At 72.0% G+C, this 13,810-nt stretch carries 15 protein-coding genes; 11 read left to right on the top strand and 4 right to left on the bottom strand.

All coding sequences use genetic code 11. From position 1 onward, the window contains the following. Positions 1–43 precede the first annotated feature (43 nt). Positions 44–733 (bottom strand): response regulator transcription factor, encoded by a 690-nt coding sequence (locus GJ743_RS03765; protein WP_328288753.1) that lies wholly within the window; start codon positions 731–733, stop codon positions 44–46. 61 nt (positions 734–794) lie between these two features. Here GJ743_RS03765 and GJ743_RS19180 point away from each other — a divergent pair, with 61 nt between their 5' ends. The 4 genes from GJ743_RS19180 to GJ743_RS03745 all read left to right on the top strand — a co-directional run bounded on the left by GJ743_RS19180 (position 795) and on the right by GJ743_RS03745 (position 4,097). Beyond that, positions 795–1,130, top strand: a complete 336-nt coding sequence (locus tag GJ743_RS19180) for a hypothetical protein (RefSeq protein WP_196216905.1) — start codon at positions 795–797, stop codon at positions 1,128–1,130. A 140-nt stretch (positions 1,131–1,270) separates the two neighbouring features. Further along, positions 1,271–1,879 (top strand): nitrobindin family protein, encoded by a 609-nt coding sequence (locus GJ743_RS03755; RefSeq protein ID WP_328288752.1) that lies wholly within the window; start codon positions 1,271–1,273, stop codon positions 1,877–1,879. Beyond that, complete coding sequence (gene ygfZ, locus GJ743_RS03750) at positions 1,879–3,024, top strand: CAF17-like 4Fe-4S cluster assembly/insertion protein YgfZ (RefSeq protein ID WP_155050607.1); 1,146 nt, start codon at positions 1,879–1,881, stop codon at positions 3,022–3,024. Before GJ743_RS03755 ends, ygfZ begins: the two co-directional genes overlap by 1 nt. Continuing rightward, positions 3,021–4,097 carry an FUSC family protein gene (locus GJ743_RS03745; protein WP_328288751.1) on the top strand — a complete coding sequence of 359 codons (1,077 nt, stop codon included), beginning with the start codon at positions 3,021–3,023 and terminating at the stop codon, positions 4,095–4,097. The genes ygfZ and GJ743_RS03745 overlap by 4 nt, the downstream gene beginning before the upstream one ends. Before the next feature lie 37 nt (positions 4,098–4,134). Here the strand turns inward: GJ743_RS03745 and GJ743_RS03740 are convergent, their stop codons facing one another. Next, on the bottom strand, positions 4,135–4,944 hold the full coding sequence (locus tag GJ743_RS03740; protein WP_155050606.1) for a class I SAM-dependent methyltransferase: 810 nt from the start codon (positions 4,942–4,944) through the stop codon (positions 4,135–4,137). 111 nt (positions 4,945–5,055) lie between these two features. On the opposite strand from GJ743_RS03740, the gene GJ743_RS03735 reads away from it, so the two are divergent. Then, positions 5,056–5,802 (top strand): phosphoglyceromutase, encoded by a 747-nt coding sequence (locus GJ743_RS03735; protein WP_155050605.1) that lies wholly within the window; start codon positions 5,056–5,058, stop codon positions 5,800–5,802. Positions 5,803–5,886: 84 nt separating this feature from the next. Here GJ743_RS03735 and phoU read toward each other — a convergent pair whose 3' ends face one another. Next, positions 5,887–6,540, bottom strand: a complete 654-nt coding sequence (gene phoU, locus GJ743_RS03730) for a phosphate signaling complex protein PhoU (RefSeq protein ID WP_155050604.1) — start codon at positions 6,538–6,540, stop codon at positions 5,887–5,889. Positions 6,541–6,731: 191 nt separating this feature from the next. Between phoU and GJ743_RS03725 the strand changes: the two genes are divergently transcribed. Further along, on the top strand, positions 6,732–7,982 hold the full coding sequence (locus GJ743_RS03725; RefSeq protein WP_155050603.1) for a sensor histidine kinase: 1,251 nt from the start codon (positions 6,732–6,734) through the stop codon (positions 7,980–7,982). Next, positions 7,979–8,659 carry a response regulator transcription factor gene (locus GJ743_RS03720; RefSeq protein ID WP_328288750.1) on the top strand — a complete coding sequence of 227 codons (681 nt, stop codon included), beginning with the start codon at positions 7,979–7,981 and terminating at the stop codon, positions 8,657–8,659. The genes GJ743_RS03725 and GJ743_RS03720 overlap by 4 nt, the downstream gene beginning before the upstream one ends. Before the next feature lie 67 nt (positions 8,660–8,726). Here GJ743_RS03720 and GJ743_RS03715 read toward each other — a convergent pair whose 3' ends face one another. Further along, a complete protein-coding gene (locus GJ743_RS03715; protein ID WP_155050602.1) occupies positions 8,727–9,188 on the bottom strand; it encodes a hypothetical protein in 462 nt (153 codons plus the stop codon). A gap of 160 nt (positions 9,189–9,348) precedes the next feature. Between GJ743_RS03715 and GJ743_RS03710 the strand changes: the two genes are divergently transcribed. From GJ743_RS03710 to rlmB, 4 genes are all read left to right on the top strand, one after another. Next, a complete protein-coding gene (locus tag GJ743_RS03710) occupies positions 9,349–9,831 on the top strand; it encodes a CarD family transcriptional regulator (protein ID WP_067948714.1) in 483 nt (160 codons plus the stop codon). Positions 9,832–9,965: 134 nt separating this feature from the next. Next, positions 9,966–11,189, top strand: coding sequence for a 2-C-methyl-D-erythritol 4-phosphate cytidylyltransferase (ispD, locus tag GJ743_RS03705; protein ID WP_328288749.1), 1,224 nt, complete (start codon positions 9,966–9,968; stop codon positions 11,187–11,189). Positions 11,190–11,289: 100 nt separating this feature from the next. Beyond that, on the top strand, positions 11,290–12,714 hold the full coding sequence (gene cysS / locus GJ743_RS03700) for a cysteine--tRNA ligase (RefSeq protein ID WP_328288748.1): 1,425 nt from the start codon (positions 11,290–11,292) through the stop codon (positions 12,712–12,714). Continuing rightward, the gene (gene rlmB / locus GJ743_RS03695; RefSeq protein ID WP_155050600.1) at positions 12,711–13,718 is read left to right on the top strand and encodes a 23S rRNA (guanosine(2251)-2'-O)-methyltransferase RlmB; all 1,008 of its coding nucleotides are present in this window, start codon (positions 12,711–12,713) and stop codon (positions 13,716–13,718) included. The genes cysS and rlmB overlap by 4 nt, the downstream gene beginning before the upstream one ends. Positions 13,719–13,810: the final 92 nt, after the last annotated feature.

The following is a 13,810-nucleotide window of genomic DNA, read 5'->3' as shown; positions in this document are numbered from 1 at the left end:
ACACATCATGCCACCGGGCCGCGACGCGGTGGTGAAGCGCAGGTCACCGGGCGGTGACGTTCGCGTCCTGCTCGTCCTCCTCGTGGACGTTGAAGCGGTAGCCGACGTTGCGCACCGTGCCGATCAGGCTGTCGAGGTCGCCGAGCTTCGCGCGGAGCCGTCGGACGTGCACGTCGACGGTGCGCGTGCCGCCGAAGTAGTCGTAGCCCCAGACCTCGCTGAGCAGCTGCTCGCGCGTGAACACCCGCGACGGGTGCGCCGCCAGGAAGCGGAGCAGCTCGAACTCCTTGTAGGTGAGGTCGAGCGTGCGGCCGTGGACCTTGGCGGAGTAGCTCGCCTCGTCGATCACCACGCCGGAGGTCTGGATGCGCTCGGCCGGCTGCGCCGCCTGCGCTCGCCCGAGGGCGAGCCGGATCCGTGCGTCGATCTCGGCGGGGCCCGCCTGCTCGAGGATCACGTCGTCGACGCCCCAGTCGGAGGTCACCGCGGTCAGCCCGCCCTCGGTCACGACGAGGATCAGCGGAACCGAGAGGCCGGTCGTGCGCAGGATCTGTGCGAGCGCCTTCGCCCCGGCGAGGTTGGTCCGGGCGTCGAGGAAGACCAGGTCGGCCTCGGGAGCGCGCACGAGTTGATCGGGGGACGCCGGAATCACGCGCACCCGATGCGTCAGGAGAGACAGGGCCGGGAGAACGTCTTCGTTTGCTGCCGGCGTCAGGATCAGCAGCTGCGCCACGCACACCCTCCAGTAGTAAGGTGCGGTCAATACTACGGGACGCCGTACGGCGGATGGCGAGATGGGGATCGACGTGACGCAGGACGACGCAGGAGCGCCGGCGACGGGCCTCGCGCGGTGGTCGGTCCCGATCGTGTGGCTGATCTCCGCGGCGGGCACGGCCGTGGTCGTCGGCCTCGCCTGGTCGGGCACGCGGGTCTGGTTCCACGACGCCGGCCCGTACGCCGCACTGGGCGTCCTCGGCATGGTGTTCGCGGCATCCGTCATCGCGGCGCTGCTGCTGCAGCTCGCGTCGCGGAGGCCCCACGGGTACGTCGGACGGGCCAGCGCGTCGATCGCCGGAGCGGTCGTTCCGGTGGCCGTCGGGGCGCTCGCGCTGCTGCCGGTCGTCGGCTGAGCACCGGGTAGACTCGCACCATGTCCTCGCTGCTCGCGCTCGAACTCTTCTTCATCGGCCTGCTCGGTCTCGCGAGCCTCACGATCGCCTGGATCAGCGGCGTCGTCGTCTACAAGCTCTTCAAGGGGCAGCGCTAGACCGTGATCGAACTTCCGGTCGACCTCCCCGCGGAGCTCGTTCCGCTCTCCTGGCTCATCGGAGTCTGGGAGGGTTCCGGCGTGATCGACTACGCCATCGGCGACGGTTCGGTCACCCACGAGTTCGGGCAGCGCGTGAGCTTCAGCCACGACGGACTTCCGTACCTCAACTACACCTCGTACACCTGGCTGTTCCCGACGACGGATGACGGCGAGCCCACGCCGCTCGCCGCGGAGACCGGCTACTGGCGGCTCGCGCGCCCGCTCGGCGAGGGCGACCAGGGGCCGGCATTGCTGCCCGCGGTCGGCGCGACGCGCTTCGCCGACGCCGAGGCCGTCGAGACGTTGCGCAACGACGCCGGCGGGTTCGACCTCGAGGTCGGGATCGTGCACCCCGGCGGGGTGAGCGAGCTGTACCTCGGCCAGGTCAAGGGTCCGCGCATCGACCTCGCGACCGATGCGGTCATGCGCACCGCCGGCGCGAAGGAGTACGCGGCGGCGACGCGGCTGTACGGACTCGTCGAGAACCACCTGCTGTGGGCGTGGGACATCGCGGCGCTCGGCCAGGACCTGCGCACGCACGCGTCGGCCCGGCTCGCGAAGGTCGACTGATGACCGGCTCGCCGTTCCTCGCCCTGCCCGGCGCGGTCGTCGGCGACCCGCCCGACGCGGGCGTCGCCGCGCACTACGGCAACCCGATGGTCGAGCAGCGCCGCCTCGAGGAGGGTCGTGCGATCGTCGACCTGTCGAACCGGGGAGTCATCACCGTCACCGGACCCGACCGGCGGTCGTGGCTGAACTCCATGGCCAGTCGGGCGCTCGACCACCTCGCGCCCGGCGAGAGCGCCGAGGCGCTCTTCCTCGACGCCGGAGGGCACGTCGAGCACGCCGTGCACGTCGTCGACGACGGCGAGCGCACCTGGCTCGTGCTCGAGGGCGATGCGGCTCCCGCGCTCGCCAGCTGGCTCGACCGCATGCGGTTCATGCTGCGCGTCGAGGTCGCCGACGTGAGCGACGCGTTCGCCGTCGTCGGGGCGATGCCGCGCGGCGACGGGTTCCCGGTCGGGCTTCCGGAGGGCGCGCTCGTCTGGCGCGACCCGTGGCGGCAGGTCCTCCCCGACGGGTACGGCTACGCGCCCGAGCTCGGCCACGCGGGAGCGGACTGGCGCTACGTCGAGGCCATCGTGCCGCGGGAATCGCTCGCCGACTTCGCCGCCGCGGCGCGCGCGGGCACGGTCGAGGTCGCCGGCGCGCTCGCGCTCGAGGCGCTCCGGGTCGCCGCGTGGCGCCCGCGCTCCGCGACCGAGGTCGACGACCGCACGCTTCCGCACGAGCTCGACTGGCTCCGCAGCGCGGTCGACCTGCACAAGGGCTGCTATCGCGGCCAGGAGACGGTGGCGAAGGTCGTGAACCTCGGCCGGCCGCCGCGTCGTCTCGTGATGCTGCACCTCGACGGCAGCGACACGATCCTGCCGAAGCCGGGCGACCAGGTCGTCGGCCGCAAGGTCCGGCCCGAGCCCGCGCAGGGGGAGGAGCCGGAACGACGGGTGGTCGGCGCCATCACGTCGGCGGCCATGCACCACGAGCTCGGCCCGATCGCCCTCGCCGTCATCAAGCGGTCCGTCCCGGCCGACCTCGAACTCATCGTCGAGAGCCACGGCATCGACGTCGCCGCGGCGCAGGTCGAGATCGTGCCGGCGGGTGCCGCGGCCGCGGTCGAGGTGCCGCGCCTCCCGAGGCTCGGCATCCGCCCGTGACCCGGTCGCCCGGCGGGGCGGCCCGGCTGTCCGGGCGACTCTCCCGGTTGCGCGACTCCCTGCCGGCGATCCTGCAGATCACCGTCACCGCGATCGCCGCGTACTCGTTCTCCCTGTTCGTGGGGCACGAGCAACCGCTCATCTCGGCGCTCGTCGCGATCACCTCGCTCGGGTTCGTGCGCGATGCGCGACCGATCCGCGTTCTCGAGACCGTCATCGCCATGACGCTCGGCATCGCGCTCGCCGAGGCGCTGCTGCTGGTCGCAGGCAGCGGCATCTGGCAGTACGCGCTCGCGCTCGCGGTGACGCTCGCGGTCGCGCGGTTCCTCTCCGGCAACGCGTCGTTCGCGATCGCCGCCGCCGTGCAGTGCTCGCTCGTGATGCTCGTGCCCGCCCCTGAGGGCGGCCCGTTCGTCCGCACGCTCGACGCCGTGGTCGGCGGCGCGTTCGCTCTGCTCGCGACCGCGGTGATCCCACGCGACCCGCGGCGCACCGCGCTCCGCGACGGCCGGCGCCTGCTGGGCGAGCACGTCGCGGTGCTCCTCGAGCTCGCGGCCGCGCTCCGAGGGGGTGGGGCGGATGCCGCGGGCCGAGCGCTCTCACGGGCGCGTGCCACCCAGCCCGCGGTCGAGTCGTGGACCGCGAGCGTCGACTCGGGCATCGCGATCGCGCGCCTGTCGCCGATCGTCCGGCGGGCCAGGTTCGACCTGGAGCGGCAGCGGGCCATGCTCTCGGGCGTCGACCTCGCGACGCGCAACCTGCGGATCGTGGCCCGGCGGGTCGAGTGGTCGCTTCGCGACGGGCAGCCTCGCGAGGAGATCGCCGACGTCGTCGCCCGGATCGCGGTCGCCGTCGAGGTGTTCGACGAGTCGCTGCGCGACGTGTCCCAGCAGCCCGTCGCGCGGCAGGGCTTCGCCGAGATCCTCCGGCACCTCGACCCCGTCGCGATCCTCCCCGATGGCTCGCAGGGCGACCGCAACACGCTCGCCGCGATGCGGCCGTACCTCGTCGACCTCCTCACCGCCACCGGGCTCGGCCTCGACGAGGCGCGCGCGCTCCTCCCCGGCGACTGAGGCAGGGGCCCGAGGTCGGGGGCGCGCTCGAAGCCGCTCAGCGCGGCGCGACCGACGCCCAGTCGACGCTGAGCTCGCCGAGCCGCCAGCGGCGCACGCCGCCGCGCACCGGCCACCCCGCGTCGCGCAGGTCGCGGGCGAGGGCGATCCAGCGTTGCGACGGCCCGTACACCGACAGCGGCGCGTGCACGCGCCAGCCGCGGTCGAGCGCCCCGAGCAGGTCGTGGATGCGCTCACCGGGCACGTTGCGGTGGATCAGCGCCTTCGGCAGCCGCTCGGCCACCACCGACGGGGCGTCGAGCCCGGTGAGGCGGAGGCTGATCGTGAAGGTCTGCGGCCCGGCATCCGTCACGCCCGCCCAGCTCGACACGCGGCCGAGCTCGTCGCATGTGCCCTCGACGAGCAGGCCGCCCGGCGCGAGGCGCTCGGTCATGCGGGCCCACGCCGCCGGTACGTCGGCCTCGTCGTACTGGCGCAGCACGTTGAAGGCCCGGATCACGGCCGGGCGGCGATCGCCCGGCACGGACACCTCGAAGCCGCCGAGCCCGAACGAGACGGGCAGGTCTGCGGCGAACGGCGTGCGGCCGGCGCGCACGTCCGCGAGCTGCGAATCGGCCGACCGCACCCGAGCCGGATCGATCTCGAGGCCGAGCACCCGCACGTCGGGTCGCGTCCGGCGGAGCCGGGCGGCGAGCTCGAACGCCGTCACCCCGCTCGCCCCGAAGCCGAGGTCGACGACGAGCGGATCGGCGGCGCCGCGGAACGCGGGCTGCTCGGCGATCCAGCGGTCGACGCGGCGCAGGCGGTTCGTGTTCGTCGTGCCCCGCGTGATGGATCCGACCGGCATGCTCCCAGTCTCGCAGCCCGGACCGGCCGGCGTCGGACGTCGGCCCGAGGCATCCGTCACGCGACGACCCCGCCGCGGGCCCGCCCGACCGGGGTCGCTAGGCTGGAGCGCATGGTCTACACCCTCGTGCTGCTGCGCCACGGCCAGAGCGACTGGAACCAGAAGAACCTGTTCACCGGATGGGTCGACGTGCGACTCAGCGACCTGGGTCGCTCCGAGGCCAAGCGCGCCGGCGAACTGCTCGTCGAGAAGGGCGTGCTGCCCGACGTGCTGCACACCTCGGTGCTCACGCGGGCGATCCAGACGGCCGAGATCGCGCTCGAGGCGGCCGACCGCTCGTGGATCGACGTGCGCCGCTCGTGGCGCCTCAACGAGCGCCACTACGGCGCGCTCCAGGGGCTCGACAAGGCCGAGACCCTCGAGAAGTACGGCCAGGAGCAGTTCCTGCTCTGGCGCCGCTCGTTCGACACCCCGCCGCCGGTGCTCGCTGACGACTCCGAGTGGTCGCAGGTCGGCGACCCGCGCTACGCGAACCTGTCCGACGACGAGATGCCGCGCACCGAGTGCCTGAAGGACGTCATCGCGCGCATGCTCCCGTACTGGGAGTCCGACATCATCCCCGACCTGCAGACCGGGAAGACGGTGCTCGTCACCGCGCACGGCAACTCGCTGCGCGCGCTCGTCAAGCACCTCGACGGAATCTCCGACGACGAGATCGCCGAGCTGAACATCCCCACCGGCATCCCGCTCGTCTACGAGCTCGGCGACGACTTCATGCCGACCAGGCCCGGCGAGTACCTCGACCCCGAGGCCGCCGCCGCCGGCGCCGCGGCGGTCGCCGCGCAGGGCAAGAAGTAGGTCGACCCGACCACGACGCGAGGGCCGAGCGGATGTCGCATCCGCTCGGCCCTCGTCGTCTGACGGGCGCAGCCGCCCCGGGACTCAGACCGGCTCGGGCACCCAGTCGCCAGTGGCGAGGTAGTCGACCTTCTGCGCGATCGCGACGGCGTGGTCGGCGAAGCGCTCGTGGTACCGGCTGGCGAGCGTCGAGTCGACCGTGTCGACCGCCTGGCCCTTCCACGTCTCGCCGAGGACCTTGTCGAACACCGAGAGGTGCAGGGCGTCGACCTTGTCGTCCTCGTCGCGGATCGCCTTGGCGAGTTCGACGTCCTCGCTCTCGAGCAGCGTCACGAGCTTCCGTGCGATCTCGACGTCGAGTTGGCCCATCTCGATGAACGTGGGGCGGAGCGACTTCGGCACGACCTTGTCGGGGAAGCGGTACCGGGCCAGCTGCGAGATGTGCGTCGCGAGGTCGCCCATGCGCTCGAGCGAGGCCGAGATGCGCAGCGCGCTCACGACGATGCGGAGGTCGCGGGCGACGGGCTGCTGCCGGGCGAGGATCGTGATGGCGAGCTCGTCGAGCGCCTGCGCCCGCTGGTCGATGAGGTGGTCGTCGGCGATGACCTCCTCGGCGAGGCTGACGTTCGATTCGTTGAACGCGCGCGTCGCCTTCTCGATGGCCTCGGCGACGAGCTTCGCGATTTCGACGAGGCCGTCCTGAACCTCGCGCAGTTCCTGCTGGAACACCTCACGCATGTGTTTGACCCCTTCGATGGTCTCGGGCTCCCACGACGGGCACGCGGGACGACCGGTCTCGGACCGGCACGCGACATCCTCGCCGTCGAAGGTGAACGGCAGGTGCCGTGCTGCTGAACTCTCCCTAACCTACCCCCGCCCGGCGCCCACCCGGGGGAAACGCGGGTGACCGGCATGGTTAGGGTGGTGCCATGGACTCCACCTGGTCGGTGCTGGTCGCGCTGACCTTCGGCATCCTCCTCGGGGCCGGGTTCACGGTCGTGCTGCACATGGCCGAGCGCCGCGGCCAGAGCGCAGCTCGCGTCGTCGCACCGACGATCCCCGACGGCGTCGACCAGGTGCTCGACGTGCTGGAGTCCGCCGGCGTCGTCCTCGATCCCTCCAACAACGTGCTGCGCGCCTCGCCGGGCGCCCTCGCGATGGGGCTCGTGCGCAACCAGATGCTCGCGCACGCCGAGCTCGTCGACCTCGTGTCCGACGTGCGACGCACCGGCGAGCCGATCGCCCTCGAGATCGAACTGCCGCGTGGGCCGTTCGGCGATGCGACCATGCGGCTGCAGGTCCGCGTCGCCCGCCTCGGCACGCGCTTCGTGCTGCTGCTCGCCGACGACCGGACCGAGGCGCACCGCCTCGACGAGGTGCGCCGCGACTTCATCGCGAACATCAGCCACGAGCTGAAGACGCCGATCGCGTCGGTGAGCCTGCTCGCCGAGGCGCTCGACCAGGCCGCCGACGAACCCGACCAGGTCCGGCGATTCGCCGACCGGCTCGGCGTCGAGTCGACCCGACTCGCGCACATCACCGGCGAGGTCATCGAGCTCAGCCGGCTGCAGGCGCGCGACGCGCTCCGTCGCGACGAGCTCATCGACGTCGACCGCGTCGTGGCGGCCGCCGTCGACCAGAACCGCGTCGTCGCCGCGGCGAAGGGCGTCGACGTCGCGGTGCGGGCGAAGTCGCGCGCCGAGGTGTACGGCGACGAGGCGCTGCTCGTCGTCGCCCTGCACAACCTGATCTCGAACGCGATCGCGTACTCGAGCGAGGGCGGGCGGGTCGGCGTGGGCGTCATCGTCGACGACGACGCCGTCGAGATCTCGGTCGCCGACCAGGGCATCGGCATCGCGCCGGAAGACCTCGACCGCGTGTTCGAGCGCTTCTACCGCGTCGACCAGGCACGCTCGCGGAACACCGGCGGCTCCGGCCTCGGCCTCAGCATCGTCAAGCACACCGTGCAGAACCACGGCGGCGACGTGCGGGTGTGGTCGCGCCCCGGACGCGGCTCGACCTTCACGATCCGGCTGCCGCTCGCCGAACGCCCCATCGCGCGCGATCCCGCCGAGATCACCGAATCCGACTCCGACGCGCCGGAACCCGTCGCCGAGGACGCCAAGACCCGTATCGCCGCGGCACTTCCCGCCGCGCCATCCCGAGGAGACCGAGAGTGACCCGCATCCTGCTCGTCGAGGACGAGATCGCGCTGAGCGACCCGCTGAGCTTCCTGCTCGAGCGCGAGGGCTACGAGGTGGAGGTCGCGGCCGACGGCCTCGTCGCCGTCGCCGCGTTCGACCGCGACGGCGCCGACCTCGTGCTGCTCGACCTCATGCTGCCCGGTCTTCCCGGCACCGAGGTGTGCCGCGAGATCCGCCAGCGATCGAACGTGCCTATCATCATGCTGACCGCCAAGGACTCCGAGGTGGACATCGTCGTCGGGCTCGAGCTCGGCGCCGACGACTACGTCACGAAGCCCTACTCGACCCGTGAGCTGCTCGCGCGCATCCGCGCGGTGCTGCGACGCCGCATCGAGCCCGACGACCTCGACGAGGCCGTCATCGAGGGCGGTCGGGTCAAGATGGACGTCGACCGCCACACGGTCGAGGTCGACGGCGAGACGGTCGCGATGCCGCTGAAGGAATTCGAGCTGCTCGAACTGCTCATGCGCAACGCCGGGCGCGTCCTCACGCGTGGCCAGCTCATCGACCGCGTCTGGGGGAGCGACTACTTCGGCGACACGAAGACCCTCGACGTGCACATCAAGCGGATCCGGTCGAAGATCGAGGTCACCCCGTCCGAGCCCGTGCAACTCGTGACCGTGCGCGGGCTCGGCTACCGCTTCGAGGCGTAGCCGAGAACGAGAGAGCGGATGCCGCCGGCTCGCGCCGCGGCATCCGCTCTCGTGGTCTTCGGGGCCGTTACGGGACCAGGTCCTCGTACTCGGGGAGGCGGCCGTCGAGGACGGGCACCTGGATCTCGACGCCCTCGGCGCTGCCGGCCTGCAGGTAGACCGTGACGTTGCCGCCGACCTCGGCGTCGAGGTTCTCGATGAGCAGCGGCTCCTCCTCGGCGGTGCCGAGCGAGACGGTGTCGCCGCCGTCGACGTCGATCTCGAACGTGTCGCCGGCGTCGACGAACTGGACCGAGAGCGTCTCGTCGTCGGTGCTCGTGTTCGTCACGGACAGGACGAGGTTGCCCTCCTCGCCGTCGTCGCTCACGACGAGGACGTTGCGCACGTCGAGGGCGCCGACATCGGCCGAGACCCCGTCGCTGGCGTCGTACTTCTCGGTCGTCGCCTGGTAGGTCAGCATGGCGCAGCCGCTGCCGCCGATGGCGATGCCGAGAGCCAGGGCAGCGGATGCCGCGAGACGCGCCTTCACAGAACCTCCAAGGACGAGCGTGCGCGCAGCGGAATGCGACCCGCGCGCGTGGGATCGAGTCGAGTGTAGCCTACGGCGTCGGCCCTCCTCGGGAGCGGAGGCGGAACCTTAGCACTACCTCGGTGTGATATCCTGAAAGTTGCCGAAAGGACGTCTATTCATGCTTTTTGAGGTTGGCGAGACCGTCGTTTACCCCCACCACGGTGCCGCAACGATCGTCGAAGTCAAGAAACGCATCATCAAGGGCGAAGAGAAGCTCTACCTCAAGCTGAACGTCACGCAGGGAGACCTCGTGATCGAGGTGCCCGCAGAGAACGTCGACCTCGTCGGCGTGCGTGACGTGATCGGCAAGGAGGGCCTCGACAAGGTCTTCGAGGTGCTGCGCGCCCCCTTCACCGAGGAGCCGACCAACTGGTCGCGTCGCTACAAGGCGAACCTCGAGAAGCTCGCCTCTGGCGACGTGATCAAGGTCTCAGAGGTCGTGCGCGACCTCTGGCGCCGCGATCAGGACCGCGGTCTCTCCGCGGGAGAGAAGCGCATGCTCGCGAAGGCCCGCCAGATCCTGATCTCCGAGCTCGCGCTCGCAGAGAAGACCGACGAGGAGCAGGCTTCGACCGTCCTCGACGAGGTGCTCGCCTCCTAGGCGAAGCCCCTTCGACGATCGCCGCCGGCGCGGAAGCGCACGGCGGCGATCGTCGTCTGCGGGGTCGCCCGCGAGCCAGTCGAGGCGGGTCGATCGACCCGGTGTCGTCGCGTTCCGGCGGCTACGGTGGAGGAGTGAACGACTCCACCGTCGCCGTCATCGTCGTCGCCGCAGGATCCGGCACCCGACTCGGGCATCCGGAACCCAAGGCCCTCGTTCCGCTCGGTGACGACACCATCCTCGGCGTCGCATTGGATGCCGTGCTCGGCATGCGAGAGGCGCCCTTCGTGGTCGTGGTGGCGCCGGCCGACCGCGTCGGCGAGGTGCGCGAACGCTCCGTGCCGCGCGCGGCCGCGGCATCCGTCGACCTCGTGGTCGTCGCCGGCGGCCTCACCAGGCAGGAGTCCGTCGCTCGCGGCCTCGCCGAGCTCCCGCGCGAGATCGAGGTCGTGCTCGTGCACGACGCGGCGCGGCCCCTCGCGCCCTCGGCCGTGTTCGACGAGGTGGCCGCAGCGGTCGAGGCGCGTGGCCGCGGCATCGTGCCCGGCCTGCCGGTCGTCGACACCGTCAAGCGCGTCGACGGTGAGGGGCACATCCTCGAGACCGTCGACCGCTCCGAGCTCGCCGCGATGCAGACGCCGCAGGGCTTCCCGCGCGAGGTGCTCGAGTCGGCGTACGCGGCCGCTGGCGCCGACTTCACGGATGACGCGGCCCTCGTCGCCGCCGCCGGCGTCCCGGTCGACGTGGTGCCGGGCGACGCGCGCGCGTTCAAGGTGACGGTGCCCTCCGACCTGCATCGAGCCGAGCAACTGCTCGCCGAGCGGGCTTCGACCGGCGCGGCCGCCGAGCGGTCGGCTCCGCGCGCGCTGCCCGCCCACGCCGCGGTGCCGCGCGTGGGCACCGGCATCGACGTGCACGGGTTCGCCGTCGACCCCGGCACCCCCCTGTGGCTCGCGGGGCTGCAGTGGCCGGGGGAGCGCGGCCTGTCCGGCCACTCCGACGGCGACGCCGTCGCGCACGCCATCTGCGACGCGCTCCTCGCCGCCGCGGGTCTCGGCGACATCGGCGGCATGTTCGGCACCGACGACCCGCGGTTCTCCGGCGCGCACGGCGACGTGTTCCTCGCCGAGACCGTGCGCCGGCTCGCCGAGGCCGGATGGCGCGTCGGCAACGTCTCGGTCCAGGTCGTCGGCAACCGTCCGAAGCTCGCGCCCCGCCGCGCCGAGGCGGAGGCCCTGCTGACCGGCATCGTCGGCGCGCCCGTGAGCGTCGCTGCGACCACGACCGATGGCCTCGGCTTCACCGGCCGCGGCGAGGGCATCACGGCCATCGCGACCGCGCTCGTCGTCCCCACCTGACGCACGACCCGTGGTCGCGCCGCGGCGCGCGCCCGAAAGCGCTGAGGCGCGGCATCCGTCTTCGCCGTTCTCACGGCGGGCGCGCCGGTACGCTTGACGGGTGACCGTGCGACTCCACGATTCGAAGGCCCAGGCCCTGCGTGACTTCGTGCCCCTCGAGGAGGGGCACGTCGGCATGTACGTCTGCGGGCCGACCGTGCAGTCGAGCCCGCACATCGGGCACCTGCGGAGCGCCCTGGTGTACGACCTCATGCGCCGGTGGTTCATGGCGCGCGGGTACGCGGTGACCTTCGTCCGCAACGTGACCGATATCGACGACAAGATCCTGAACGCCGCCGCCGAGGAGGGCATCGGCGAGCAGTGGTGGTCGCTCGCGTACCGGGTGGAGCTCGAGTTCACCGCCGCCTACAACGCGCTCGGCATCCTGCCGCCGACCTACGAACCGCGCGCCACCGCGAGCGTGACCCAGATGCAGCGGATCATCCAGCGCCTCATCGACCGAGGGCACGCCTACCCGGCGTCCGACGGTTCGGGCGACGTCTACTTCGACACCGGCAGCTGGCCGACCTACGGCGAGCTGACTCGGCAGGCCCGCGAGAACATGGAGGCCGCGGCCGACTCCGACCCGCGCGGCAAGCGCGACCCGCGCGACTTCGCGTTGTGGAAGGGACACAAGCCGACCGAGCCACGCTCGGCGGGCTGGGAGTCGCCGTGGGGTCCCGGTCGGCCCGGATGGCACATCGAGTGCTCGGCCATGGCCGCGCGGTACCTCGGCGCCGAGTTCGACGTCCACGGCGGCGGGCTCGACCTGCGGTTCCCGCACCACGAGAACGAGCTGGCCCAGTCCACTGCGGCCGGCGACGGCTTCGCGCGCTATTGGGTGCACAACGGCCTCGTGAACGTCGGCGGCCAGAAGATGTCGAAGTCGCTCGGCAACTCGGTCTACGCCAGCGAGCTCACGGCGCTCGCCTCGCCGCTGGCCGTCAGGTACCTGCTCGGCCAGGCGCACTACCGCTCGACGCTCGACTACTCGCCCGACTCGCTCGCCGAGGCCGAGGCCGCGGTCGACCGCATCCGTACCTTCCTGACTCGGGTCGACCGGCGCCTGGCCGGCACCCGCTATGCCGATGAGGGGGCGGATGCCACGTGGCCCGGCGCCTTCGCCGAGGCCATGGACGACGACCTCGGCGTGCCGCAGGCGCTCGCGGTCCTGCACGAGACCGTCCGCGCCGGGAACCAGGCGCTCGACGGGGAGGACCTCGGGACGGCGGCCGACCTGCGCGGGCAGGTGCTCGCCATGGTCCGGGTGCTCGGCATCGACCCGACCGACGCGCTCTGGGCGACGGATGCCGGGCCTGCGGCCACCGCGCTCGACACCCTCGTCGCCCGACTCCTCGAGGATCGCCGCGCTGCGCGCGCCTCGAAGGACTGGGCCGCCGCCGATCGCATCCGCGCCGAGCTCGCGGACGCCGGCATCACCATCGAAGACAGCCAGACCGGAACGCATTGGAGCCTCACCTCATGAAGGGCAGCAGCGGAAAGCCTCGCGCCGGAGCCGTGCGCAAGAAGGGCAAGGGCCAGAAGGTCGGAACCGGCGGCCACAGCCGCAAGGCCCTCGAGGGCAAGGGTCCGACGCCGAAGGCCGAGGATCGCCCGTACCACCAGGCGCACAAGCGCAAGGCGGCCGCCGAGCGCGCCGCCGCCAAGTCCGGTGGTCGCGGTGGTCAACGACCGGGCGCTCCGCGCGGGGCGTCGGGCGCCGCGCGCCGCGCGAAGTCGGGCGACGAGTCCGAGATCGTGACCGGCCGGAACGCCGTCGTCGAGGCGCTGCGCACGCGCATCCCCGCGACGACGCTCTACATCGCCGCCCGGATCGAGATGGACGACCGCGTCAAGGAGGCCGTGAAGGTCGCCACGAACCGCGGCATCCCGATCCTCGAGGTCATGCGGCCCGAGCTCGACCGGCTCGCCGGCGAGGGCGGCGTGCACCAGGGGCTCGCGCTCAAGGTGCCGCCCTACGAGTACGCGCACCCGGTCGACCTGCTCGACGAGGTGATCGACTCCGGCGAGACGCCGCTGTTCGTGGCCCTCGACGGCGTCACCGATCCGCGCAACCTCGGCGCCATCATCCGCTCGACCGCCGCCTTCGGCGGCCAGGGCGTCATCGTGCCGCAGCGCCGTTCGGTCGGCGTCACCGCATCGGCATGGAAGACGTCCGCGGGCGCTGCCGCACGCGTTCCCGTCGCGATGGCCTCGAACCTCACGCAGTCGCTCAAGGCGCTGAAGGAGCGCGGCGTGTTCGTGCTCGGCCTCGACGGCGGCGGCGACGTGTCGCTGCCCGGGCTCGACTTCGCCGATCGACCGATCGTCATCGTCGTCGGCTCCGAGGGCAAGGGCCTCTCGCGGCTCGTCACCGAGACCTGCGATGCGGTCGTCTCGATCCCGATCTCGGCGGCGACCGAATCGCTGAACGCCGGCATCGCGGCATCCGTCACGCTCTACGAGATCGCGAAGCTGCGCGCCGAGTAGCGGACCTCCGGTGGTCGAGTAGGACGCGAAGCGCCCGTATCGAGACCGGCCGTCCGGTGGTCGAGTAGGACGCGGAGCGCCCGTATCGAGAC

The sequence above is a fragment of the Agromyces bracchium genome (assembly GCF_009709675.1).
GTDB classification, from domain to species: domain Bacteria; phylum Actinomycetota; class Actinomycetes; order Actinomycetales; family Microbacteriaceae; genus Agromyces; species Agromyces bracchium.
This window is presented reverse-complemented; position numbering and strand designations above follow the sequence as displayed.

Bases quoted from the DNA above. Each gene is read 5' to 3' on its own strand.
- GJ743_RS19180 (WP_196216905.1), top strand. From the start codon at position 795: ATGGGGATCGACGTGACGCAGGACGACGCAGGAGCGCCGGCGACGGGC.
- ygfZ (WP_155050607.1), top strand. From the start codon at position 1,879: ATGACCGGCTCGCCGTTCCTCGCCCTGCCCGGCGCGGTCGTCGGCGAC.
- GJ743_RS03740 (WP_155050606.1), bottom strand. From the start codon at position 4,944: ATGCCGGTCGGATCCATCACGCGGGGCACGACGAACACGAACCGCCTG.
- GJ743_RS03735 (WP_155050605.1), top strand. From the start codon at position 5,056: ATGGTCTACACCCTCGTGCTGCTGCGCCACGGCCAGAGCGACTGGAAC.
- phoU (WP_155050604.1), bottom strand. From the start codon at position 6,540: ATGCGTGAGGTGTTCCAGCAGGAACTGCGCGAGGTTCAGGACGGCCTC.
- GJ743_RS03725 (WP_155050603.1), top strand. From the start codon at position 6,732: ATGGACTCCACCTGGTCGGTGCTGGTCGCGCTGACCTTCGGCATCCTC.
- GJ743_RS03710 (WP_067948714.1), top strand. From the start codon at position 9,349: ATGCTTTTTGAGGTTGGCGAGACCGTCGTTTACCCCCACCACGGTGCC.
- rlmB (WP_155050600.1), top strand. From the start codon at position 12,711: ATGAAGGGCAGCAGCGGAAAGCCTCGCGCCGGAGCCGTGCGCAAGAAG.